Here is a 25440-nt window from a genome sequence, read left to right as displayed (position 1 = left end):
GCAATAACCTGCCATTGCCAGGCACAAAACTATACGTCGGGAGCTGGTATAAACAACAACTCTCTTTTTTACTCTTCACTCTTCACCAAATCGGCTGAAACCCCGATAAACACTGGGGTTGCGAGAGGTGAAGAGTGGCGCAAACTCTTCACCCGTGCAAGTTTCTAAGTTACAGATATTTATGTTCTTCCGGTGAAGAGTGAAGAGTTTTTTCAAAAACTTTAGGGCACAACTGCATGGAGTACTTGATGTAAAATTCTTTATGTATAGGCTATGCTGCATCTTTGGATAACCTCATCCACGGAACTATGCAGGTACGCCTAAATTACTAGGCGGTTCTCGAACATATCGGGAGCCGCCTATTTTCTTTATCATCATCCCTACATTTTTACCAAAAACCTTGGAAGTTACGAGGAAAAATCGTATCTTTGCAGAAGAAAAGCTGCACTCGGCAAATTGAAAGCAAGCTTTCTTTGCGCTCGTTTGCATTTTCTTTGTCCCAAAATCCGTATGCCTTCTGTTAGAAGACCAAATTAAAACATTACTCTATGGATAGTTTGATACAATATAACAATGCTGTCAACGCTATAAAGACAGCCATACTTCAAGGACAATATGAAGCAGCCAAAGATGTGAACCGCATACAACTTGCTTTATATTTTGCCATCGGAAAATATCTTTCACAACATACCCGCAAAGGAGTATGGGGCGAGGGCGCATTAGCATCCATCAGCGAACAACTTCGCAAGGAACTACCAGGTCTTCGAGGATTCTCGGAAACTCAACTAAGAGACATGAGACGTTTTTATGAAGCATGGGATATGCTTGACAGTAATTCAACGGCAGCAACCGCTAAATTGTGCTTTGAGAATTCAGCGGTTGCAACCGCTGAATTACAAAATAGTGAAAATCAAATAGATATATTCCATACTTTATCTATTTCTAATATTCCAGATTTTCCTGTTGAGGACTTCTTTAAAGTACCATTCACACACCACTCTGCCATCATTAGTGGACCAAAAGAAACTTCGGCACGCTTTTATTATATTCACCGCACTGTAGAGGAACATCTTTCCGTAAAGAAGCTCCGCCAACTTATAAAGGAGGATGCTTACCATAGCCAAGGACGCATGCCTAACAATTTTACCAGGACCATCAACAATCCTAGGGAAGCTCGACGTGCAGTAGAAATGTTCAAGGATGAATATCTACTTGACTTTATCAATGTAGAAGAGATTGGGGAACGCGAAAAAATAGATGTCGACGAACGAGTTGTAGAACAAAGCATCGTTCAGAACATCAAGAATTTCATCATGACCTTTGGCAGAGACTTTGCTTTCATCGGCAACCAATACCATTTGGAAATCTATGGTGTTGAACAATTCCCAGACCTGCTGTTTTTCAATCGAGAATTGAACGCTATGGTTTGCATAGAGCTAAAACTTGGCGAGTTTAAGACCTCTTATCTTGGGCAACTTTTTGGCTATCTCCAAATTCTCGACGACAAGGTGCGTAAGCCACACGAGAATCCGTCTATTGGAATCATTCTTTGCCAATCAGCAAACTACTCTTATGCAGAATATGCTGTTCGAGACTACAGCAAGCCGATGGGAGTTGCTACCTACAAGACGTTGGATGACATGCCTGAAAGGTTACGCAAGGCTTTGCCTGATATGAAGAAAATGATGGACTTGCTAAAAAACAAGGAAGAATAATATCCCCCTAAACATTTGGAGATTATTAGAAGATTAAAGAATAACATTCAATAGGCGGCTCTCAATTTCGGGAGTCGCCTATTTTCTTTTTCTCCTCCCCCTTTTCAAGTATTTTTTCCCTAAAACCTTGGAAGTTACGAGGAAAAGCCGTATCTTTGCAGAAGAAAAGCTGCACTCGGCAAATTGAAAGCAAGCTTTCTTTGCGCTCGTTTGCATTTTCTTTGCAGAAGAAAAGCTGCACTCGGCAAATTTAAAGCAAGCTTTCTTTGCGCTCGTTTGCATTTTCTTTGCAGATTAAAACTAACAATCTTCTATATGAAACAAGAAATTGAACATAAAGAATTAGGCATGGGAAACTTCCAAGGTTATCCTTCTTTGTTGAGACAAATCAAGCATCGTGTTTCTTTTGCCCAACAGAAAGCCATGTACGCAGCAAACGAGGAGTTGCTCCGTATGAATTGGGACATCGGTGAAATGCTTACCAAAAGCCAAGAGACTGATGGTTGGGGCAAGAAGACTCTACAGCGCCTAGCTGTAGATCTTAAGAATGAGTATCCTGAAAGGAAAGGATTCTCCGTAAGAAACATGCAGTGCATGATGCAGTTCTATAATGAGTACAACAAGGAGTTGACCATGGCTAAAGTTAGAAATATCCCAATTACGCAATCAATGATTGCGCAATTAGGAAACGCCCCGACCGAACTACCTATCAAGCACTTATCTTGGACTCACAATATCATTCTCATACAGCAAGTAAAAAATATTCAAGCAAGATATTGGTACATGATACAATGCATTATAGGGCATTGGCAGACAAGATACTTAACAGAAGCCATCAAGCTCGATTATTATGGCAAGCATGGCGCTCTCGCCAATAACTTCGACACAACGCTCCCTGCTACAGAAGCACTAGAGGTAAAATCGTTGTTGAAAGACCCTTATATTTTCGACATGCTCACTTTCACCGACCAATATGACGAAAGAGACATTGAGATTGGGCTCATCAAACATATCGAAAAGTTCTTGGTCGAAATGGGAGCTGGCTTCGCTTTTATGGGAAGACAATATCACATTGAGGTCTCAGGTGATGACTATTATATCGATATGCTGATGTATAACACCTTTATGCACAGGTATTTAGTTATAGAACTGAAAGCCACAGACTTCATGCCCGAATACATCGGTAAGCTCAATTTCTATTGCTCTGCCATAGATGACACGCTTTGCAGAGAAGGCGACAACAAGACTATCGGCCTGCTTCTCTGCAAGACCAAAGACAGAATAAAAGCAGAATATGCGCTTCGTGATATACAGAAGCCAATTGGTGTATCTGACTATGAATTAGGTCAAGCTCTGCCGAAAGATTTTCGCAGTAGCCTTCCTTCCATTGAAGAAATCGAAAAGGGACTCAACGAATGGAATCAAGAATAATATTCAATAGGCGACTCTCAATTCCGAGAGCCGCCTATTTTTCTTTATCATCATCCCTACATTTTTCCCTAAAACCTTGGAAGTTACGAGGAAAAGTCGTATCTTTGCAGAAGAAAAGCTGCACTCGGCAAATTGAAAGCAAGCTTTCTTTGCGCTCGTTTGCATTTTCTTTGCCAACGAATAGCAATATTGCGTTCACGACCTTATAAAACATAAGATTAGTAATAAAAATAGCTTTACAAGTAAAGTCTGGTGAAAAAAATCTCTTAAGGGAAGATTTTATTTCCCTTAAGGAAAAAAACATTTTCCCTTAAGGAAAAAAATAAATATCCTTAAGGGAAAATTTTCAATCTCTTCTTTTCCCATTTTCCGGGAGTTTCTCCTTGACGGTCTCTTTCTGAAATATTATTTACATATCATAATCAATATGCCAGCAGAAATATGACTGGACTATAATGTGATTCCCCCTCTCACCAGCACTTCGCAAAGAAGCGGTCGCTTACTAAATAGCCGCTTGGGGTCTTGCTTACCAGCTGCTTATCCATCAATGCCTTTAATGCCGTCTTCACGCTGCTTGTGGCTGGCAGATGGTGGGTGCTGATAAACTGCTGGCTCAAAGGCGAAGATACCAGGCTCTCACTAGCTATAGCCAGCAACAGCATCTGCTGGTTCTCCGTAAGCCAGGCACAATAATTCTGATAAGCCATCGCCTGCTCCTCTATCAACTCCTGAATCACCTCATCTACCAACGGCTTCGTTATCCCATAAGAACCATGCTCGTAAATGCCATGCAATATCGCCTGCACATACCAGGTTACACTGCCCGACTGCTGATAGATATAAGAAAAGACGGATTCGTCTATCACCCTATGCTGAGATGACAACAGACGATTGGCAAACTTACGATAAACCGGTTCTTCGATGCAAGGCAATGACAACACCAGCGAACTCTGGAAGAAAGGACGATTTGCCGACAGGAACATCTCCTGCATCATGTGCTGCTGACTGCCAGAAAACACGAAATATACATTCGGCAAGAACTGGATATAAGAACGGATCATCGCCTCTACCCCATCCTCCGGATAACTTAATATCTGCTGAAACTCATCTATCGCAATATAGCATCGCTTTCCCGATTGCTTCAAATACTCGAAGATTCGCTTCAAACTCTCCCTTCCCTCGCTCGGCTTCAAATCCAAAGAAAAGGTTGGAATACCGGTTAATTCATCAATCGTCAAGGTAGGTCGCCAACTGCTGAAGTATTCCTGTACCTTTCGGAGAGCAGATTGGGAAACCGTATCCAGTTTGCCGATGATTTCAGAAGCCATCAGTTGCACCATCTGCTCCAGGTTCTTGGTGGCAAAGATGTCGAGATAGAAACACTTCACCCCCTCATATTGCTCCTCCATCTGATGGAAGACATGATGTATCAAGCCCGTCTTGCCCATACGGCGAGGAGCAACAAGCGTGATATTACGCTCGTTATGCAGCGTAGAAATCATCTTCTCGGTTTCTTTTTGACGGTCGCAGAAATACTCGGTGCCTTTATAACCATATACTACAAAAGGATTGTTCAATGTTGCCATATTATTGCTTTTATCTTATTGTTTTCGTTACACTTACAACCATTGCGCTTTTTACGCAACGCAAATTACGCAATAAAAAACGAGATAGCCAAATGTTTTTTAATTTTTTAATAAAATCAGTTGATGTAAGTATTTATATCCATATTTTGTCTATTGATCAGTAGGTAATCTAGAAGCGAAAAAATGACTTCAACATACATCACTCCCCTATTTCATAAATAAAAAACTGCAGTTGTACAACAAAAACCCCTATAGTTGTACGACTATAAAGTTACAGTTGTACGACTATATAGGCTATAGTTGTACAACCATAGAGCTATAGTCGTACAACTATAGGGGTTATTGTCGTACAACTATAGAAATCTCAAAAAACGCCCTTGAAGGGCAAAAACATAACCGTCTGATTTTCAACACATTCACATCACACCTCATATTTTCAATATTCATAAACAAATAAGAATCAGTTGAAAATACTAAAATCTCAGCAAAGGAAAGATAAAGAAAAATCGTCACAGATGCAAACGTTTGCGCATTTCTTTTGCTCAATTTACACCAGTTGGAGAAACAACTCAACGATTTTCGTCGTAACTTTGCAACAGTTATCAAAGCAACAACTCTAACTGGATAAATATGAAGAAAATCTACTTAACACTCGTTGCCCTACTGGCAACCATCAATATGTTCGCACAAGGTTGGCCTACCAACTATAGCGGTGTGATGCTGCAGGGATTCTACTGGGATTCCTTCAGCGAATCCAAATGGAGCAAGCTAGAAGCACAGGCTCCGGAACTGGGGCAGTACTTCAACCTCGTATGGATTCCACAGAGCGCCTACTGCGGCAACAAGTCTATGGGTTACGACGACCTCTACTGGTTTTCCAACTACGAAAGTTCTTTCGGAAGTGAAAGCGAACTCCGCTCTCTCATCAAGACCTTCAAGAATAACGGCATCGGAACCATCGCCGACGTGGTTATCAACCATCGCAAAAATGTATCCAACTGGGTGGATTTCCCTGTGGAAACCTACAAGGGCGTAACTTACGAGATGAAATCCACCGACATCTGCGCCAACGATGACGGAGGCAAAACCAAAGAATGGGCTGACGAAAACGGCTATAAGCTCAGCAGCAACAATGATACCGGAACAGACTGGAGCGGAATGCGCGACCTCGACCACAGCAGCGAGAATGTGCAGAGCATCGTAAAGGCTTATCTCGATATGCTCCTCAACGACTTCGGCTATGCCGGATTCCGCTATGATATGGTGAAAGGATACAGCGGAAAGTTTACAGGTATCTACAATACTGCTGCCAAGCCTACCTATTCTGTAGGAGAATATTTGGATGGTGATGTCAGCAAGGTGAAGAATTGGCTCGAGAGCACCAAGGTGAGCGAAGAGATTACCAGTGCTGCCTTCGACTTCCCTATCCGCTACGTGGTGCGCGATGCCATCAATGGCAAATGGTCAAACGTAAAGACTGATGGTCTGGCCAACGACCCAGCTTACAAGCAGTATGCCATCACCTTCGTAGAGAATCACGATACAGAATATCGCTCAGCCAGCGAACAGCAGGATCCTATCCGCAAGGATACCCTGGCTGCCAATGCATACATCCTGGCATCTTGCGGTACCCCATGCGTATTCTACAAGCACTGGATTGACTGCAAGCAGGATATCAAGGCGATGATCAATGCCCGTCAGATGGCTGGCATCACCAATACCAGCAATACCACCTTCAATGCCTACAAGGGCGATGGATATAATGGCATCTTGACCACCGGCACAAAGACTTCACTCCTTGCCATCGTGGGTCCTAACGCCAACAAGTTTGAAGTGTCTAACGCATACGCTGAAATTCTCAACGGCTATCACTATCGCTATTTCATGTCCAAGAAGGCAAACGTGGCTTGGGTAAATCTGGCTTCAGGCGAATACGAGGGTGCACAGAAGGCAAAGCTCGTGGCAGTAAGCAACAAGGATAATGCACAGCTGGTTTATACCACCGATGGCACCGAACCTACTGCCAGCAGCAAGAAGGCAGAGAGCGGCGAGGAAATCGAACTCCCTATCGGAGAGACTACGCTCAAGGTAGGTTTGCTGGTAGATGGCGCTGTAAGCAGCGTGATTACCCGCACTTATCAGATTACAAAGCCAGTTGACTTCGAGCCATACGATATCACCGTATATGCCAATGCAGACCAGGTAGGATGGACAGATGGCTTCAACTTCTGGGCTTGGTGCGAGAAACCTGATGAGAATCTGACCGCCACTAACAAATGGCCTGGCGATAAGGTTACCCAGTGCAAGGAAATAGAAGGTAAGAAATGGTATTATCAGACTTACAAAATCAAGAGCAAAGACTATAAGGTTTCATTCGTATTCAGTACAGGTACTGGAACTCCACAGACCGTAGATTTTACGGATATCAACAAGGATACCTATCTGGAGGTTCTGAATGAGAAGAACAATGAAGGTCACTATAAGATCAAGGATGTTACGGCTGATATGCCAACTACAGGCATCACCACAGCTCCTACCATCGACAAGGAAACAAGCACCAACAATGCCTGGTACACCCTGGATGGAATGAAGATGAATCAGAAGCCACAGCAAACTGGCATCTATATTCATCAGGGCAAGAAGATCGTTATCAAATAAAGTCTTTCAAGACGTTTACTAAAATATAAGATATAGGTTTCAAAAAGGTTTAGATTTATTAAGAAAAGGTTTAAGATTGTTGATTGAATAGATGTAGGGTTTAGTTTGAATAAGGTAAAAGATTGTAAGGTATAGGGTTTAGTTTGAATAAGGTTTAAGATTGTTGAAAACAAGGTTTAGGATTATTTAAAAACTAGATTTAGGTTTTCAGGGTAAAGATCAAGCAGAAACGCTGGTGTAGCAAATCAAAAAAGCTACATCAGGCGTTCTTCTTTTTATAAGTCCTCTTCCTTATCCTATCTCTGCCTCTGATCTGCTCCCCACATCAGCTTTTCTCTCAGCGTAGAGAAATATCGCTGGTTGCGCTGCTTCACAATCTTGATAGAGTGCGGCGCCTTGCGGATAATCAGGCGGGTCTGCTCGGTCATGCGTTCGCTTCTGCCATCAATCGCCACGAGATAATTATGGCTGCGGCTCTCCACATCCAGCACGATCTCTGCCGTATCATTGATGACAATAGGACGGATATTCAGACTGTGAGGCGCCACGGGAGTAAGACAGAGACTGCCACTCTGCGGAATGATGATAGGTCCGCCATTAGAGAGATTATAGGCCGTAGATCCTGTAGGAGTAGTCACGATAAGCCCATCCGCCTGATAGGTAACCAGAAACTCGCCATCCACCTGCGTACGGATGGAAATCATCGAAGCATCATCACGCTTCAGCACGGCGATGTCATTCAGGGCAAAAGGATAGCCCGCCAGAATGCCGCCCTCTGCCTTCACCTCGATGATGGCATGCTCCTCTATCTTGCATTCGCCGGCATAGAGACTATCCAGCGCTGAATCTATCTCGCTAGGCAGCACATCGGCAAGGAAACCCAATCGGCCCATATTCACGCCGAGGATAGGCGTTCCCTTGGCTCCCACACGGCTCGCCGCCTTCAGGAAGGTACCGTCACCACCCATCGAAATAACATAATCTACATCAAAATTGTAATCCTCAAATACACCTGCTGCCTGCACTTCAAGGTGCTCCACCTTGGTAAGAAAGTCGTAGAAGAGACTTTCAATATACACTTCTGCCTCTCTTTTCTCCAGATAAGAGAGGATTCGCATGATGGAAGCACTCTTTTTGGCCTGATATTCATTGCCAAATATAGCAAATTTCAAATGTTGTTGTGCCATTATTTTGTTATTTCAATTATTATTCTTACATTTGCAGTTGCAAAAATAGCATTAATTATTGAATTACGCAATAAAAAAGATAAAATTATGGCTAAGGTATATGAATTTCTTGCCAACGGCTTCGAGGAAATCGAAGGATTGGCTCCTGTTGACATCCTGCGCAGAGGTGGCGTGGATATCAAGACTGTAAGCATCACCGGAACTGAATGGGTAGAGACTTCCCACGGCATCACCATCAAGGCTGACCTCAAGTTTGAGGACATCCAAAGTTTCGAGGATGCCGATATGCTCCTCCTGCCTGGCGGAATGCCTGGCAGCAGTCATCTCAACGAGCACGAGGGTGTACGCCAGGCTCTCATCGCCCAGCACAAGGCAGGCAAGCGAATCGGTGCCATCTGCGCAGCCCCTATGGTTCTGGCAAGTACAGGTATCCTGGAAGGCAAGAAGGCAACCTGCTATCCTGGATTCGAGCAGTATTTCAGCGACAGCACCGAATATACCGCTACCCTCTTCCAGGAGGATGGCAACGTGATAACAGGCGAAGGTCCGGCAGCAACCCTTCCATACGCCTACAAGATATTGAGCTACTTCGTGAGCAAGGAAACCGTTGCAGCCTTGCAGGATGGCATGATGTATGATCATCTCATGAAAAGCAAATAACAACAATGAGTGAAGAAAGGCAGGATTAGCATTCTTCATTCTTCACTCTTCACTTTTAACTCTTCACTTAAAAAATGGATTATGTAATCATAGTAGCCGGAGGCAAGGGCCTCCGCATGGGAAGTGAAATCCCCAAGCAGTTTCTGCCAGTAGCAGGCAAGCCTATCCTGATGCGCACCATCGAGCGCTTCCACGAGTACAACCCAGAGTTGAACATCATCCTGGTTCTCCCAGAGAGTCAGCAGGAATACTGGCACCAGCTCTGCAAGGAGCATCATTTCGACATCAAGCACCAGATAGCCAACGGCGGCGATACCCGCTTCCAGTCATCCAAGAACGGACTGGCGCTGGTTCCAGATACCGAAGACGGCGTGGTAGGTTTCCACGATGGCGTGCGCCCTTTCGTATCTACAGAAGTAATCGATGAATGCTACGAGACGGCACGCGAGGAGTATGCAGCCATCCCGGTATATGCCGTTACCGATACCCTGCGTTACATCGACCAGCACGGAGGCGGTAAGAACGTACTCCGCAGCGACTACCGTGTGGTTCAGACTCCCCAGACCTTCGACATTGGTCTGGCAAAACAGGCATTCAACCAGGAGTATAAGGAGCAGTTCACCGATGATGCATCAGTAGTAGAGAGCCTCGGCTGCCAGGTGGCAATGGTAGATGGCAATCGTGAGAACATCAAGATTACCACTCCCTTCGACATCAAGATTGCCGAAGCCCTCCTGAATCAATAGCCCTCCCCCGTTCCGGGCGATTCCATCGCCTGTCCCCCATATCAAAACCATCACAAACATGAGCAGTATTCTAGATCAAGACATCCAATTCCTACCTGGCATAGGCACCAAGACGAAAGAGATTCTGAGCAAAGAGCTCGGCATCCGCTCGTATGGTGACCTGCTGGAATACTACCCTTACAAATACGTAGATCGCTCAAAGATCTTTCATATCAGCGAGTTAACATCGGATATGCCCTTCGTCCAGCTTAAGGGCAAGATCCTGAGCTACGAGGAAGTCGATATAGGCAAGCGTAACAAGATGCTCGTGGCACATTTCTCCGATGGCTACGGTGTGGTAGATCTGGTATGGTTTCGCAGCGCCCAGTACATCATCAAGAGCTACAAGGTAGGAACCGAGTACATCGTCTTCGGCAAGCCATCCGCCTACAACGGCAGATTCCGGTTTGCCCATCCCGACATAGATGATGCAAGCAAGCTGCAGATTTCTGAGATGGGAATGCAGCCCTTCTACGGGTTGACAGAAAACATGAAGAAGCGCGGTTATACCTCACGAAGCATCGAAAGGATAACCCGAAGCCTGGTCAGCATTCTCCCTCCACTGCCCGAAACGCTCCCCGACTTCATCGTCAACCGCCTGCATCTCGTATCCCGCGATGCGGCCCTCCGGATGATCCACTATCCTCATTCCCACCAGGAAATGCAGAAGGCACAGGTAAGACTGAAGTTCGAGGAGCTGTTCTACGTGCAGCTTAATATATTAAGGTACGCGAGCGACCAGCGACGCAAATACCGCGGCTACATCTTCAACCGCATCGCCGACATCTTCAACGGTTTCTACGCCCATCATCTTCCGTTCGAACTCACGGGTGCCCAAAAACGGGTGATGCACGAGATCAGGGCAGATATGTGCAGCGGCAGACAGATGAACCGGCTCCTTCAGGGCGACGTAGGCTCGGGCAAGACGCTCGTAGCCCTGATGACTATGCTCATCGCTCTGGACAACGGCTATCAAGCCTGTCTGATGGCACCTACCGAAATCCTCGCAGAGCAGCATCTGCAGACCATCCGCGATTTCCTGCAGGGCATGGACATCCGGGTAGAACTCCTCACCGGCATCGTCAAGGGCAAGAAACGGAAGGAGATACTCGACGGACTTACCACTGGCGATATCCAGATACTGATAGGCACGCATGCCGTGATAGAAGACCCTGTGGCTTTCCATCGCCTTGGCGTAGCGGTAATCGACGAGCAGCACCGGTTTGGAGTGGCGCAGAGAGCCAAGCTCTGGGCGAAGAGCGAGAATCCGCCCCATGTGCTGGTGATGACCGCCACCCCTATCCCCCGCACGCTGGCGATGACCATCTATGGCGATCTGGACGTGAGCGTAATAGACGAGTTGCCGCCTGGCAGAAAACCGATTCAGACACTGCATAAGTTTGATAATCAGCTCACCAGTCTCTATCAGAGCATCCGCCGGCAAATTAATCTGGGCAGACAGGTCTATATCGTCTTCCCGCTGATCAAGGAGAGCGAAAAGATGGACCTAAAGAATCTGGAAGAAGGTTATGAGACGCTGAAACAGGCTTTTCCGGAGTTCCGCCTGAGCAAGATTCACGGCAGGATGAAATCTGCCGAAAAAGAGGCTGAGATGGAGCAGTTTGTGAAGGGAGAGACCCAGATTCTCGTTGCCACCACCGTGATAGAGGTAGGCGTGAATGTGCCGAACGCCTCGGTGATGGTAATCCTGGATGCCCAACGCTTCGGACTCTCGCAGCTGCATCAGCTCAGAGGTCGAGTGGGACGTGGCTGCGACCAGAGCTACTGCATCCTGGTAACCAGCTACAAGCTTTCAGAAGAAACCCGCAAGCGAATAGACATCATGTGTGATACCAACGATGGATTCCGCATAGCCGAAGCCGACCTGAAGCTCCGTGGTCCGGGCGACCTGGAGGGCACCCAGCAGAGCGGAATGGCCTTCGACCTGAAAATAGCGAATATAGCCCGAGACGGCCAGCTGGTGCAGCTAGCCCGTACCGAGGCCCAGGCCATCATCGATGCCGATCCGCAATGCGAGCATCCTCAGAACTCTCTCCTCTGGAACCGGCTCCGGGAGCTCAAGAAAACCCATATCAATTGGGCAGCCATCAGCTAGAGTTAAGAGTAATCATAAAGTTCAAATATCAAAGTTCAAAGTAATCATAAAGTTCAAATATCAAAGTTCAAAGTCAAAGTAAATGGATAAAAGACGCAAACCTGCCATCCGGGAGCCTCGTCCCCACCTCACCATGGAGGAGATGAGATCCTATCTCACATCCCTAAGGGAAATAGAAAGCGTAACGGGCATCCGCTACATTAAGCTCCACGTTACCGCCAAGATGATTATAGGTATCCGCGAAGCATCAGGCAAGGAATTCACCATCAATCTCGATGATCTTTTCCGTGCCTACAACGAGTGCCTGCGCTTTACAAGCCCCGAAGTCAAGAAGTACATCTTCATGGGCCATTCACCCGCCGTGGCGCTGCTCAGAAGACTGCAAAACCGGCAACCGGTTGATACAGAATCTTTCCACGAAGAAGAAAAGGAATGAAAAAATACCCTGTAAAGCCCTATTTGTCAAGAATACGAAAAAGAAGTTACTAATAAAAGTTAAAAAACAAAAAGACAGCGTTAAATATCAAGCTGATAGCGTTAACAACCTTGGTTTTTTGGAATATTCTTGTTATATTTGCAACGTCTATATAACAAAATCACATCTTAAGGCACTTGCTTTAGTGGTTTTGGCAGGATTTTTTGCTATATTACGTTCTGCACTTATTGACACAATGGACCTAAAAAAGAAAATAGAATTTAAAAGTAGTATGAGTTTTAGAAAGCAAATAAAGAAAATTTCGGTCGTGGCGTTGTTGGCGCTAACAACTGTACCCGTTTGCGGTCAGGACTTATTAGTCAGACAAGCTCCAGTTGACCATCGAATGAAATCATTGGATACTCTCGCAGTATCGCATTACCGACTGATGGAAGATCGAGAAAACCCTTCTGCAGAACTGTATGAGGATTTCTCCAACAAGTATGCCCACAAGGCAACCACATTGCCTGAGCATTTCCGTATCGACCTCCGTCACTTCTGTATGCCAACTTCTAGTCGTGTTGTCACAAGTAACTTCGGTTACCGTGCTAGCTTTGGCCGCCAACATAAAGGTATGGACATCAAGGTTTATATTGGCGACTCAATCCACGCAGCCTTCGCAGGCAAAGTTCGCATAGTAAGATACGACCGTGGTGGTTATGGAAAGTACATCGTAATCCGTCACAACAATGGTTTGGAGACCATCTATGGACACCTCTCTGAGCAGCTCGTTTCAGAGAACCAGGAGGTAAGAGCCGGAGAAGTAATCGGCTTAGGTGGTAATACCGGTAGAAGTACTGGTTCTCACCTCCACTTCGAGACTCGTCTCTGCGGTGTAGCCCTGAACCCAGCCCTGTTCTTTGACTTCCGCAACCAGGATGTTACCGGCGACTTCTACAATTTCAATCGTGATACTTACGAGAGTGAGTATGCTGAGGCAAATGCAGCCCGTGGCAAGATTGGCAACGGCGGCTATACCCGAGAGCAGGTAAATGGTGGCGAAGTGGGCAGATATACCACAAGCGCTTCTGGCGAGAAGCTTTACCACAAGGTAAAGGCTGGCGAGACATTGATGAGCATTGCTGAAAAACGTGGCGTTAGCGTAGAGCAGATCTGCCGTCTCAATGGCTATCGCAAGGATAAGAAGCTGTCTCCAGGACAGATTATCCGATACTCTTAATACTGAATATTCACGAAGATAGAATATCAAATCAACAGATAATAAAAAGTGCCGGTAGGATTTCCTATCGGCACTTTTTTTATAACACCATCAAGGTGCTTATCTCTTTTCAATTATTCATGCTATATTTCAATCTTCAGTTACATCAAGCCGAAGAATCGCAAAACATCATTCAGATTCGCTACAACAAGCAGCAGCAGCAGGATTCCGAATCCCACGTACTCTGCACGCTCCATGAACTTATCGCCAGGCTTACGACCCGTAATTACCTCGTAGAGGAGGAAGAATACATGACCGCCATCCAATGCCGGGATAGGAAGGATATTCATGAATGCCAGGATAATGCTCAGGAATGCTGTCATCATCCAGAAAGCATGCCAATCCCACATAGAAGGGAAGAGACTGCCCAGGGCTCCGAAACCACCCAGACTCTTGGCGCCCTCCTTGGTGAATACATATTTCATATCGCCTACATAGCCCGATAGCACATTCCAGCCATACTTCACACCAGCCGGGAAACTCTGGAAGAAACCATAGCTGATATGGGTAACCTTGTAATCGCGCATCACAGGATGATTGTAGAAGCCGAACTTCACACCCTCATCGCCTGCCTGAAGCAATACGCTGTTCTTCAGGGTATCGCCAGAAGCCTTCACATACTCAACACTGGCTGTAAGTGCCTTTACGCTGTCCTGATGAGAGGTAGCGGCGGTGAGCACATCGTTCACACGACCCATCTCCAACTGGAAATCGTTGAAAGACTCCACTTTCTTGCCGTTCACGGTCAGAATCTTATCACCCTTCACCAATCCCAGTTTGCTGGCAGGCGAATCCTTCATCACACTGTCAATCTGCAATGGGATATACACCTCTACGAATCGAGGGCTCTCCTTGATCATACTCAGCATATCGAGATCGCCAGGCAGATTCAAGCTCATCGGCTTGCCGCCACGGATGATATCCACACGGGTGGCTGTAGAGAGATCGCGATACATATCGCCATCATAGGTCTTGAACTCGCCCTTGTCGGTACCAACCAGGATGTCATGATCCTGGAAGCCCAATGCCTTGGCCTCTGTATTGAACTTCATTCCCTGGGTCATGTGCTTGGTAGCCACATAGTCGTCACCCCAATGGAAAAGAATCATGGAATAGATAAAGAGCGCCAGCAGAAAGTTGACCAGCACACCACCTATCATGATCAGCATTCGCTGCCAGGCAGGTTTGCTTCGGAACTCGTATGGCTGCATAGGCTGCTTGAGCTGCTCGGTATCGAAACTCTCGTCTATCATACCCGAAATCTTGCAATATCCGCCCAATGGCAGCCATCCCAAACCATAAGTGGTATCAGAGTTCTTTGGCTTGAACTCGAAGAGGTGGAACCATGGGTCGAAGAACAGATAGAACTTCTCCACTCTTACGCCAAAGAGCTTGGAGAAGAAAAAGTGTCCGCCCTCATGGAGCAGCACCAGGATGGAAAGCGATAGCATCAACTGCAACGCTTTGATCAAAAATACTTCCATTTATTTACTTTGAACTGTGAACCTTGAACTTTGAACTTGATGATTAGTCCTATATCCTACGTTCATTTTTAACTATTAATTATTAACCATTAACTTTCATCAACTCAGTGGCAATACGGCGCGCCTCGGCATCAGTCTGCAGATAGACATCGAGATCAGGATTGCTGTCGAAAGTGGCCTTTGCCATCGTCTCCTCGATGATGTCCGCCATCTGCAGGAAGCCACATTCGCCCTTGCGGAAGCCGGCATTCACAATCTCATTGGCAGCATTCACGATGCACGACATGTTTCCACCTTTCTTAATCGCATCAAACGACAGCTGCAAGCACTTGAACTTCTTGTAATCAGGCTCGAAGAATTGCAGATCCTGCGCCTTGAAGAGGTCGAGGCGCTCGCCGTCAAGATGCAGGCGCTTTGGGAAGGAGAAGGCATACTGGATAGGCAGACGCATATCTGGCACGCCCAACTGAGCCTTCACGGCACCATCAGCAAACTGTACGGCACTGTGTACGATGCTCTGCGGATGAATCAGCACCTCAATCTTCTCGGCAGGAACGCCGAAGAGCCACTTAGCCTCTGTCACCTCGAAGCCCTTGTTCATCAGCGATGCAGAATCGATGGTGATCTTGGCGCCCATATCCCAGGTAGGATGCTTCAGCGCATCGGCAGCGGTAACCTTCTCCAACTGCTCGTGGGTAAAGTTGCGGAAAGGACCGCCAGAGCAGGTAAGAAGGAGTTTCTCTACCTCGTTATCGCCCTCGCCCACCAGACTCTGGAAGATGGCACTGTGCTCGCTATCCACAGGAAGGATAGGCACATGGTATTCCTGGGCAAGATTGCAGATCAGCTCACCTGCCACCACCAGGGTCTCCTTGTTGGCAAGACAGATCTTCTTGCGAGCCTTGATGGCATGGATGGTTGGCTCCAGACCGGAAAAACCTACCATGGATGCAAGCACCATATCGATTGGCTCTGCCTGCACGATATCGCAGAGCGCCTGGGCACCGGCATAAACCTTGATATCAGGTTCATCACTGAGCAGATTCTTCAACTCGTCGTAATGCGCCTCATTGGCAACCACTACAGCAGCAGGATGGAACTTATGCGCCTGCTCGGCAAGCTCCTTCACTCTGTTATTGGCGGTAAGGCAATATACCTCGTAAAGGTCGCTGTGCTGCTCGATGACATCCAGCGCCTGTGTGCCAATACTTCCCGTAGAACCGAGAATACATATCTGTTGTTTCATTTTATTTAGAACTTTGAAATTTGAACTTCTTCACTTAACTTACAAATCGAGCAGACCCTCTGGGATTGCCATCCTGATTTCCTTTCTTTCAGCACTCACCTCTTCTATCAGGTCGTTGCTGGCAGGAATCAGCAGGTCATCACCTTCGGGGGTTGTCACCTCGAAAAGGAGATTGAGCGTGGAATCATCTACACGATCCAGGGTTCCCACCACCTTTCCGGTTACGGCATCCACCAGCTGGAAGCCGATGATCTCTGCCCAGGTCATGTTCTCTCCATCGCTATCCGAGAGGTGGCGAGGGAAAAAGACCTCACATCCGGTATAGTTGCGCGCCTGCTCCTGCGTATCGATATCCTCGAACTTCACGAGCACATTCTCATCGTTCTTGAAGCGATACTCCTCCAGATAGAAAGGCACCAGGATGCCATCGATATCAAGAACAAGATATTCTGCATCCACACGGTCGAAGACATCATCGGTGATGGCGAAGGTTATCTCGCCCTTCACTCCATGAGGCTTGCCCAACTTACCTATCTTATATACTTCGTCACGTCTTATCATATTTTACTTTGAACTTTGAATTTTGAACTTTGAACTTTATGATTAGTAAAGCAAATGAATTCTTCACTCTTCGTTCTTTACTTATTTAATCGCTGACACGGGTAATCTTGGCACCCAACTGGTTCAGGCGCTGCTCGATATCCTCGTAGCCACGGTCTATCTGGGCGATATTGGCAATACGGCTGGTGCCGTTGGCGCTCATCGCAGCAATCAGCAGGGCGATACCGGCACGGATATCCGGACTCGTCATTCTGCCCGCACGCAGCTTCAGCTTGTGATCATGACCTACCACCACTGCACGGTGAGGATCGCAGAGGATAATCTGCGCACCCATATCTATCAGTTTATCCACGAAGAAAAGACGGCTCTCGAACATCTTCTGATGGAAAAGCACACTGCCGCGAGCCTGGGTTGCCACCACGAGGAGCACCGACAGGAGGTCTGGCGTGAGTCCTGGCCATGGTGCATCTGCCAGTGTCATAATGGTACCATCAATGAACGAGTCGATCACATAATGCTTCTGTTCCGGAATGAAGAGGTCGTCGCCCTCTACCTTCACTTTCACACCGAGTCGGCGGAAGGCATCAGGAATAATACCCAGGTCCTTCACCGACACATCCTTGATGCGGATGCCGGCTCCACACATGGCAGCCATACCGATGAAGGAACCCACCTCGATCATATCAGGCAGGATGCGATGCTCGGCGCCATGCAGCTTCTCTACACCCACGATGGTGAGCAGATTGCTGGCAATGCCACTGATCTGGGCACCCATAGAATTGAGCAGGTGACAGAGCTGCTGGATGTATGGTTCGCAGGCTGCATTATAGATAGTGGTGGTTCCCTTGGCAAGAACCGCTGCCATGATGATGTTGGCAGTACCGGTAACCGAAGCCTCATCGAGCAGCATATAGCATCCCTTCAGCTTCTTGGCCTGTATCTGATATACATTGCGCTCCTCATCGTGCACGAAATCGGCACCCAGATACTTGAATCCCAGGAAATGGGTATCAAGACGGCGGCGGCCAATCTTATCGCCACCCGGCTTGGCGATGGTAGCCTTGCCGAATCTGCCGAGCAATGGTCCGAACATCAGTACACTGCCACGCAGCGAAGAACACTTCTTCACGAACTCCAGACTGTCGAGATAATCCAGTTTCAGTTCATCACTCTGGAAGGTATAATCGTGACGGCTGTTTCGGGTTACCTTCACACCGATTTCCTGGAGCAACTTGATCAGGTTGTTCACATCCAGGATGTCCGGCACATTGGTAATGCGCACGGGCTCATCGGTAAGAATGGTGGTACAAATCACCTGCAGCGCCTCGTTCTTGGCACCCTGCGGGGTGATGGTACCTTGGAGCGGATGACCGCCCTCTATGATGAAAGACTCCATAAGCTTGTCTAATTATTATAATCTGATTATCTAAATTATAAAAAAGTGATTACTTTTTCTTCTTATTATTATTGTTATTGCTGCGAGCTGGGGTCTCCTTGACTTTCTCGAAGACGAAATGCTTGAGATCGAGCTTGATATTTCCATCCGTAAATCTCGCCAGATCGGCAGCCACCTTCTGCTCATCGCAGGAACCATGGCTCCACTGCATCAGGTTACGATGCATCTGGTTGGCTGTCAGCTTCACCAGTTCATCTCTTTCCTTGCCCGGCTCCATGTGCTTCAGCTTCTCGAAGATTTCGAAAAGCATGGCACCATAATGGCGCACAGGAATACGCTGGTTAGGATATTCCACGGTTTCGGGCTTCTTGGCAATCTTTGCAGCATTGCTTACATCGAAAGGATAATCGATGTCGAGCTGGAAATCGCTCATGATGGCGAGATGATCCCAGAGTTTCTGCTCATGGTTCTCCAAACCTCTGTTTTCCGAAAACATGCGATCCATGATCTTGATGATAGACTCGGCACAGCGCTGGCGCTCCTTACGGTCTTCCAACTCTACACAGTAATCCACCATCTGCTGAATCTCACGTCCGTATTCAGGCAGCACGAGCTTTTCTCGCGTTGTATTATAGTCTAATCCTACTTTATCCATATTTTCTTGCTAGTTTCTTTTATTATTCAGAGGATAACCCCACTATTCAAATCTGCGGATGCTCCGCCCTCTATCTCTCCTAGATAAGCTTCTTAGGCATCTTAGCCACGAAATCCTTGAGATAGAAAGGTACGAAATAAGCCACATCCTCAAACTTGCCCTCTACGAATCTCTTCTCGGCAAGCGGTGCCATATTCTTGGCAAGCGGCTCGATACCCTCCACGAGATGCGCATGAGGATGGTTGATGGTCTCCATACACTTGGCAGCACCGTTTCCGAAGAAATATACATGATGCCCGTCCAGATATTCCTTGTAGGTTTCTGCATCGACGATATCTGCCTGGATAGGGCGAACCACCTTCAGGGAGCGGTCGAGCACTTCGGCATACACCTCCATGCGGCGTGCGTCGAGCATAGGTACGATGAGGGCGTCTTCCTGCTCAGGATGTTCGCCAAGCAATACTGGCACAGCCATCAATTCGAGGGTTGGTACTGCTATGAGCTTCACCCCGCGACCATAGCAGATGCCCTTAGCCATACTCACACCGATACGCAATCCGGTATAGGAACCAGGACCACAACTTACAGCCACAGCCTCTAATGGAAGACCATGGGAATCGAGGAAATCAAGAGCCTCATCAACAAACACACCCAACTTAACAGCATGGTTAGGACCTGTGTGATCTTCCTGGTTGAAAATCACCTGTCCACTATCACTAATTGCCACTGAGCACACGTCCGTACTCGTCTCAATATTTAAAATACACGACATAATTTAAAAATATATTCTTAAATAAGTTGCAAATATACGCATTTTCTCGCTTTTTTTTGTACTTTTGCAGAAATTTAACGTGAAAGATTATATGATACAGTCAATGACAGGCTTCGGAAAAGCTACCGCGGCCTACAAAACAAAGAAGATTAATGTAGAGATAAAGTCATTAAACAGCAAAAATCTTGACCTCTCTACACGTATCGCTCCTCTCTACAGAGAGAAGGAGATGGAGATTCGTCAGTATATAGCTAAGAGCCTGGAAAGAGGCAAGATTGACTTCTCTATCTGGATTGAGAAGGATGCAGCTACAGATGCTACACCTATCAATAGTGCGCTTGTTCTGAATTATTACCAGCAGATCAAGAAAATTTCTGCAGAAACAGGTATTCCTGAGCCTACTGATTGGTACAGCACTTTGTTGCGTCTTCCTGATGTAACAACCAAAACTGATGTGGAAGAATTGACCGACGAGGAGTGGGCAGTGGCAAAAAATGCAATTTGCGAGGCTATCGGCCATCTGAGCGACTTCCGCAAGCAGGAAGGAGCTGCCCTGCAGAAGAAATTCACTGAGAAAGTTGATAATATCCAGGCTCTCCTTGCCAGCATTGAACCATACGAGAAGGCACGCGTGGAGAAAATCCGCCAGAACATCGTAAACGGTCTGCAGCAGATTCCGAATGTGGATTATGACAAGAACCGCCTGGAGCAGGAACTTATCTACTACATCGAGAAGCTCGACATCAGCGAGGAGAAGCAGCGCCTTGCCAACCACCTGAAATATTTCCGCGAGACCATGAATGAGGAAGGTCATGGTGTGGGCAAGAAGCTCGGATTCATCGCCCAGGAAATGGGCCGCGAAATCAACACCACCGGTTCAAAGAGCAATCAGGCTGAAATGCAGAACATCGTGGTGAAGATGAAAGACGAGTTGGAACAGATTAAGGAACAGGTGCTGAATGCACTTTAAAAAAGTGAAGAACGAAGAGTGAAGAGTGAAGAATTCATTTGCTTTACGAATCATAAAGTTCAATGTTCAAAATTCAAAGTTCAATGTTCAAAATTCAAAGTTCAATGTTCAAAATTCAAAGTTCAATATTCAAAGTTCAATATTCAAAGTTCAAAGTAAAATGAAGAACGGATTGTTGATTTTCAGCGCCCCTTCGGGCAGCGGCAAGAGTACCATCGTCAACTGGTTGATGAAAGAGCACCCAGAGTTGAAGTTGGCTTTCTCTATCAGTTGTACCTCTCGTGCCCCTCGCGGCACAGAGCAGAATGGTGTAGAGTATTTCTTCCTGTCTCCAGAAGAATTCAAGTCCAAGATTGAGGCAGATGAGTTCCTGGAGTATGAGGAAGTTTACCAGGATAGATTCTACGGCACCTTGAAGTCGCAGGTAGAAAACCAGCTCGCCAAGGGCGAGTCGGTAATTTTCGACGTAGATGTAAAGGGTGGCGTCAATATCAAGAAGTTCTATGGCGAACGTGCCTGAGCATCTTCGTGCAACCTCCTTCGGTAGAGGAACTGCGCCGCCGTCTGGTAGGCCGCAACACAGATGCCCCAGAGGTAATCGAACAGCGCCTTGCCAAGGCTAGCTATGAGTTGACCTTCGCTCCTCAGTTCGACCACGTAGTCGTAAATGATGACCTGGAGAAAGCCCAGCAGGAGGTTTATCAGCTAGTAAAGGACTTTTTGAGCGAATAATAGAAATGAAAAAGGTAGGAATCTTTGGAGGCAGCTTCAACCCCATCCATACCGGCCACATCGCATTGGCGAAAAGCCTCTGCGAGAAGGCGGGGCTGGATGAAGTGTGGTTCATGGTCTCCCCCATGAACCCATTCAAGAAAGCTGCTACCGACCTGCTCGATGACCACCTGCGCCTGGAGATGGTAGAAAAGGCACTGGAGAAAGAACCCCAGCTGAAGGCATGCGACTATGAGTTCCGCCTGCCCAAGCCTTCCTATACCTGGCACACCCTGCAGGCCATCAGCAAGGATTATCCAGAATGTGAGTTTACATTATTAATAGGCGGCGACAACTGGGCAGCATTCGACAAGTGGTATCATCACGACGATATCCTTGCCCACTACCCTATTGTAGTCTATCCCCGCCAAGGCTCCTGCATGGGCGAAGTGCCTGCCGGCGTGACCATCGTAGAAACCCCGCTGCTCAACATCAGCAGCACGGAGATACGCGAATGTATCAAGACTGGAAAAAGCATCGAAGGTATGGTTCCCGAATGCATCGAGAACCTCGCCATCAAAAACTATCAGGCACTCTAAGTCTAAAAGAGTGCCATAAAAATCTATTCTCTAAAAATAGCAAACATCATCAATAGAAAGCTATGAGTTGGAAAGAAATCATCAAGAACTGTCTTAGTCTGGCATCAGCCCCTATCAGGCGCAATGCCAACTTCTTTGTGTCCATGTACATCCTGGGCATGGTAAGTTCACTCATCACGATTCCGAAGAACGGAACGCTCTACGAGAACATGTTCCTGGAGCTGTTTCTGGACCTCTACATCGTGAGCGCCATCCTCGCCGTCTTCCCGAAGAAGGTGCGCAGGGGCCTGCGTGTCATATTATACATTATATTATATGTCACGGCAGCCGCTGATACCTACTGCTTCGTGAATTTCGGTTCCACACTCAATCCTTCTATGCTGATGCTGGTGGGAGAGACCAACAGTTCCGAGGCAAGCAGCTTCCTCTCTGCCCTCATCTCTGCCGAAGTGCTCTTCAGCAGTGTGGGCTGGATTCTGCTCCTGGCGCTCCTGCAGATACTCATCGTCATCTTCCGAAAACGGCTCATCAAGATCTACGTCTTCCTCGTTACCGTACTCGAACTGGCTTCGCTCAAGAAACGACTGATGGCTATTCCGCGAATGACGGCAGCCATGCCAGCCACCTTCGGTATCCTCTGCCTGGTCATCCTCATCACTTCCATCTGCACCTCCTGGCACAACAAGGAGGCTTACCATAAGCTGATGTCAGGAAGAACCATCGGAGAGGTAGAGCACACCCTCACAGAGAAAGATCCTGCCGTACTCTATCTGCCTATCTACCGACTCCACTTCAGCATCTATGCCAACCAGCTGGCAGCGCATCAGATTACCCAACTGATTCATGCAGCCCACGAGGTGAAGGTTGATAGCTGCAGCTTCCGCTCGCCAAATATCGTGCTGATCATCGGCGAAAGCTACGGTCGCCATCATTCACAGCAATATGGCTACTTCATGAAAACCACCCCAAAGCAATCGGCACTGGAGAAATCGAAGAAACTCACCAAGTTTACAGATGTCGTGACCTGCTGGAACCTCACCAGCTTCGTATTCAAGCACATGCTCTCTACCTATGTGGTAGGCGACAAGGGAGAATGGTGCGACTATCCGCTCTTCCCGGAGGTATTCCGCAAGGCAGGCTACAACGTAACCTTCATCACCAACGAATTCCTGCCTCAGGCTAAAGAGGCGGTATATGACTTCAGCGGTGGCTTCTTCCTGAACAATCCGGAACTGAGCAAGCTGCAGTTCGACCACAGAAACACCGAGCTGCATGCGCTGGACGATGGACTGCTTAAAGATTATGATGACAGTCTGAAACAATTCAAGACCGACCATAATCTCACCATTTTCCATCTGATGGGTCAGCACGTGAACTACAAGCTGCGCTATCGCCAGAACCAGGCTAAGTTCTGGGCAAGCAGCTACGAAGACAAGCGCCCAGAACTGACCGATGCCCAGCGCAAGGTATTGAGCCATTACGACAACGCCACCCTTTACAACGACTCCATCGTGGCAGAAATCGTGAAGCGATTCCAGAAGGAAGATGCCATCATCATCTATGTGCCCGACCATGGTGAGGAGTGCTACGAGGAAAACCGTGGCTTCATCTGCCGCAACCACTCTGCCAACATCGACTGGAAGCTGGCACACTATGAGTTTGAGATTCCGTTCTGGATCTACTGCTCGAAGAAATACATCCAGAAACACCGCACCATCTACCGGCAGATACGTGCCGCCAAGGACAAGCGGATGATGACGGATGCCCTGCCGCACCTGCTGCTGTATCTTGCCGGCATCGAAACTCCAACCTACAAGGAGGAGAACAATATCCTGAGTCCGAAATACAACGAGATGCGCCCCCGCATCCTGAAGAACTCTGCCGACTACGACAAGCTGAGGGATGAATATCTCAAGACGCAGGCTAAGCAGGAAGAAAAGAAGCAAGACAAGAAAAAAGATAAGAAACAAGGTAAGAAACAAACAAAGAAAGGAGCCAGGAAATGAATCAGAACATACTTTCCAGAAGTGCATGCAATGCATTGAGAGGACTTGCCATCATCGGCATCTTCCTACATAACTATTGCCATTGGCTAGGTCCGATTGTCAAGGAGAATGAATACCAGTTCTTCCAACACAACGCCGACTGGCTGCTGCAGGTGATGGCGAATCCCGACATCAACCTGCCAATCCATCTGCTGTCGTTCTTCGGTCATTACGGAGTGCCCGTATTCCTCTTCCTGAGTGCATACGGACTGGTGATGAAGTATGAAGCCAAGCCTCATCTTTCTGCCGACCAGCAGGCTCAGATGTACAGCATTTCGGGCAGGAAGCAATCCTGGAGCATCAGCTGGCGCGAACCTCTTCGCTTCATCCGCTATCACTATCTGAAGCTCTTCAAGATGATGATCGTGGGTTTCATCGCTTTCACGATGATAGACTACATCACTCCGGGTCCACGCCATTACGAGGTGCTGGGCATCGTATCGATGCTGGGTATGTTTAACAATGTATTGCCAAACCCAGACAACATCATCTGGCCAGGACCTTACTGGTTTTTCGGTCTGATGCTGCAGCTTTACATCGTATATCGACTGCTGCTCTATCGCCGCCATTGGGGATGGACGGTAGGATTGATGCTTCTCTGCATCGGCATCCAGCTGCTGCTGGGCTTTGACAATCCCGAGAGCGAGGCGATGAACCGCTACCGCTATAATTTCATGGGCGGTATGCTGCCATTCGGTCTGGGCATTCTCTATGCCCGGTATGGCGAGAAGATTCTGATGACCTTCCATTCTCCTGTAACCAATATCTTCGGCTGCGTATTCTGCCTCTCGCTGATCTACAGTCTGAGTCTCAATATGATAGGATGGACCTTCGTGCCATTCTTCATCTGTCTGCTCTGTGTGCTTGTAGCCGACCTGCTGCAGGAAGTAAGTTGGCTGTCGGGCATCTACAAGGTTCTGGAATGGATGGGCGTCATCTCAGCCGCCCTCTTCGTCACCCATCCTATCACCCGCAAGATATTCATCCCCATCAGCCGTCATGGAGACATCTATGCCGGACTGCTGCTCTACATCATTGCCAGCATCGGCATTGCATGGCTCTTTACACAACTGATGAAGAAGATACCCAACCCGAAGAGCTAAGTATTAGAGAGCCTCCCCCCGTTCCAGGCGATTCCATCGCCTGTCAAAAGCCCCCCTAAAAATAAT

The 25440-nt window shown here is 47.3% G+C and carries 21 protein-coding genes and 1 pseudogene; 13 read left to right on the top strand and 9 right to left on the bottom strand.

Annotated features, from left to right (window positions below; translation table 11 throughout):
* Window positions 1-548: 548 nt before the first annotated feature.
* Together DW830_RS02730 and DW830_RS02720 are read left to right on the top strand one after the other, a co-directional pair.
* A complete protein-coding gene (locus tag DW830_RS02730) occupies window positions 549-1715 on the top strand; it encodes a YhcG family protein (protein ID WP_119248778.1) in 1167 nt (388 codons plus the stop codon).
* A 315-nt stretch (window positions 1716-2030) separates the two neighbouring features.
* Window positions 2031-3146: a YhcG family protein gene (locus DW830_RS02720; protein ID WP_117586792.1), complete on the top strand. Its 1116-nt coding sequence runs from the start codon at window positions 2031-2033 to the stop codon at window positions 3144-3146.
* A 34-nt stretch (window positions 3147-3180) separates the two neighbouring features.
* Here the strand turns inward: DW830_RS02720 and DW830_RS15725 are convergent, their stop codons facing one another.
* Window positions 3181-3345, bottom strand: coding sequence for a hypothetical protein (locus DW830_RS15725; RefSeq protein ID WP_158573415.1), 165 nt, complete (start codon window positions 3343-3345; stop codon window positions 3181-3183).
* Window positions 3346-3616: 271 nt separating this feature from the next.
* Window positions 3617-4732, bottom strand: a complete 1116-nt coding sequence (locus DW830_RS02710) for an AAA family ATPase (RefSeq protein WP_119248776.1) — start codon at window positions 4730-4732, stop codon at window positions 3617-3619.
* A gap of 630 nt (window positions 4733-5362) precedes the next feature.
* On the opposite strand from DW830_RS02710, the gene DW830_RS02705 reads away from it, so the two are divergent.
* A complete protein-coding gene (locus DW830_RS02705) occupies window positions 5363-7390 on the top strand; it encodes an alpha-amylase family glycosyl hydrolase (RefSeq protein WP_119248775.1) in 2028 nt (675 codons plus the stop codon).
* 296 nt (window positions 7391-7686) lie between these two features.
* Here the strand turns inward: DW830_RS02705 and DW830_RS02700 are convergent, their stop codons facing one another.
* The gene (locus DW830_RS02700; protein WP_119248774.1) at window positions 7687-8577 is read right to left on the bottom strand and encodes an NAD kinase; all 891 of its coding nucleotides are present in this window, start codon (window positions 8575-8577) and stop codon (window positions 7687-7689) included.
* Between the two features lie 87 nt (window positions 8578-8664).
* Here DW830_RS02700 and DW830_RS02695 point away from each other — a divergent pair, with 87 nt between their 5' ends.
* The 5 genes from DW830_RS02695 (at window position 8665) to DW830_RS02675 (ending at window position 13793) form a co-directional block, all read left to right on the top strand.
* Window positions 8665-9237, top strand: a complete 573-nt coding sequence (locus tag DW830_RS02695; RefSeq protein ID WP_119248773.1) for a DJ-1 family glyoxalase III — start codon at window positions 8665-8667, stop codon at window positions 9235-9237.
* A gap of 74 nt (window positions 9238-9311) precedes the next feature.
* A complete protein-coding gene (locus DW830_RS02690; RefSeq protein WP_119248772.1) occupies window positions 9312-9983 on the top strand; it encodes a 2-C-methyl-D-erythritol 4-phosphate cytidylyltransferase in 672 nt (223 codons plus the stop codon).
* A gap of 58 nt (window positions 9984-10041) precedes the next feature.
* A complete protein-coding gene (recG, locus tag DW830_RS02685; RefSeq protein WP_119248771.1) occupies window positions 10042-12138 on the top strand; it encodes an ATP-dependent DNA helicase RecG in 2097 nt (698 codons plus the stop codon).
* An 82-nt stretch (window positions 12139-12220) separates the two neighbouring features.
* Window positions 12221-12574: a hypothetical protein gene (locus tag DW830_RS02680; RefSeq protein ID WP_119248770.1), complete on the top strand. Its 354-nt coding sequence runs from the start codon at window positions 12221-12223 to the stop codon at window positions 12572-12574.
* 271 nt (window positions 12575-12845) lie between these two features.
* Window positions 12846-13793, top strand: coding sequence for a peptidoglycan DD-metalloendopeptidase family protein (locus DW830_RS02675; protein ID WP_119248769.1), 948 nt, complete (start codon window positions 12846-12848; stop codon window positions 13791-13793).
* Between the two features lie 140 nt (window positions 13794-13933).
* Here the strand turns inward: DW830_RS02675 and rseP are convergent, their stop codons facing one another.
* From rseP to tsaB, 6 genes are all read right to left on the bottom strand, one after another.
* Window positions 13934-15316 carry an RIP metalloprotease RseP gene (rseP, locus tag DW830_RS02670; protein WP_119248768.1) on the bottom strand — a complete coding sequence of 461 codons (1383 nt, stop codon included), beginning with the start codon at window positions 15314-15316 and terminating at the stop codon, window positions 13934-13936.
* A gap of 82 nt (window positions 15317-15398) precedes the next feature.
* Window positions 15399-16562, bottom strand: a complete 1164-nt coding sequence (locus tag DW830_RS02665) for a 1-deoxy-D-xylulose-5-phosphate reductoisomerase (RefSeq protein ID WP_119248767.1) — start codon at window positions 16560-16562, stop codon at window positions 15399-15401.
* 39 nt (window positions 16563-16601) lie between these two features.
* Entirely contained in the window at window positions 16602-17123 is a 522-nt protein-coding gene (rimM, locus tag DW830_RS02660; protein ID WP_117662242.1) for a ribosome maturation factor RimM, read from the bottom strand.
* Between the two features lie 85 nt (window positions 17124-17208).
* Window positions 17209-18519 (bottom strand): UDP-N-acetylglucosamine 1-carboxyvinyltransferase, encoded by a 1311-nt coding sequence (murA, locus tag DW830_RS02655; protein WP_119248766.1) that lies wholly within the window; start codon window positions 18517-18519, stop codon window positions 17209-17211.
* A gap of 49 nt (window positions 18520-18568) precedes the next feature.
* Window positions 18569-19174 (bottom strand): DUF4290 domain-containing protein, encoded by a 606-nt coding sequence (locus DW830_RS02650; RefSeq protein ID WP_119248765.1) that lies wholly within the window; start codon window positions 19172-19174, stop codon window positions 18569-18571.
* A 79-nt stretch (window positions 19175-19253) separates the two neighbouring features.
* Entirely contained in the window at window positions 19254-19946 is a 693-nt protein-coding gene (gene tsaB, locus DW830_RS02645) for a tRNA (adenosine(37)-N6)-threonylcarbamoyltransferase complex dimerization subunit type 1 TsaB (protein WP_089544395.1), read from the bottom strand.
* 91 nt (window positions 19947-20037) lie between these two features.
* Here tsaB and DW830_RS02640 point away from each other — a divergent pair, with 91 nt between their 5' ends.
* The 5 genes and pseudogenes from DW830_RS02640 (at window position 20038) to DW830_RS02620 (ending at window position 25374) form a co-directional block, all read left to right on the top strand.
* A complete protein-coding gene (locus DW830_RS02640; RefSeq protein WP_119248807.1) occupies window positions 20038-20916 on the top strand; it encodes a YicC/YloC family endoribonuclease in 879 nt (292 codons plus the stop codon).
* A gap of 160 nt (window positions 20917-21076) precedes the next feature.
* Window positions 21077-21648: pseudogene (gene gmk, locus DW830_RS02635) on the top strand (guanylate kinase).
* Between the two features lie 5 nt (window positions 21649-21653).
* The gene (gene nadD, locus DW830_RS02630) at window positions 21654-22226 is read left to right on the top strand and encodes a nicotinate (nicotinamide) nucleotide adenylyltransferase (RefSeq protein ID WP_119248764.1); all 573 of its coding nucleotides are present in this window, start codon (window positions 21654-21656) and stop codon (window positions 22224-22226) included.
* A gap of 62 nt (window positions 22227-22288) precedes the next feature.
* A complete protein-coding gene (locus DW830_RS02625) occupies window positions 22289-24232 on the top strand; it encodes a phosphoethanolamine transferase (RefSeq protein ID WP_119248763.1) in 1944 nt (647 codons plus the stop codon).
* Window positions 24229-25374, top strand: coding sequence for an acyltransferase family protein (locus DW830_RS02620; protein WP_119248762.1), 1146 nt, complete (start codon window positions 24229-24231; stop codon window positions 25372-25374). The genes DW830_RS02625 and DW830_RS02620 overlap by 4 nt, the downstream gene beginning before the upstream one ends.
* Window positions 25375-25440: the final 66 nt, after the last annotated feature.

Origin of the sequence: Prevotella sp. AM34-19LB, from assembly GCF_003468525.1 — a bacterium.
Classification (GTDB): Bacteria; Bacteroidota; Bacteroidia; order Bacteroidales; family Bacteroidaceae; genus Prevotella.
Note: the sequence above shows the minus strand (reverse complement) of the source record. Positions and strands in the feature narration are given on the sequence as shown.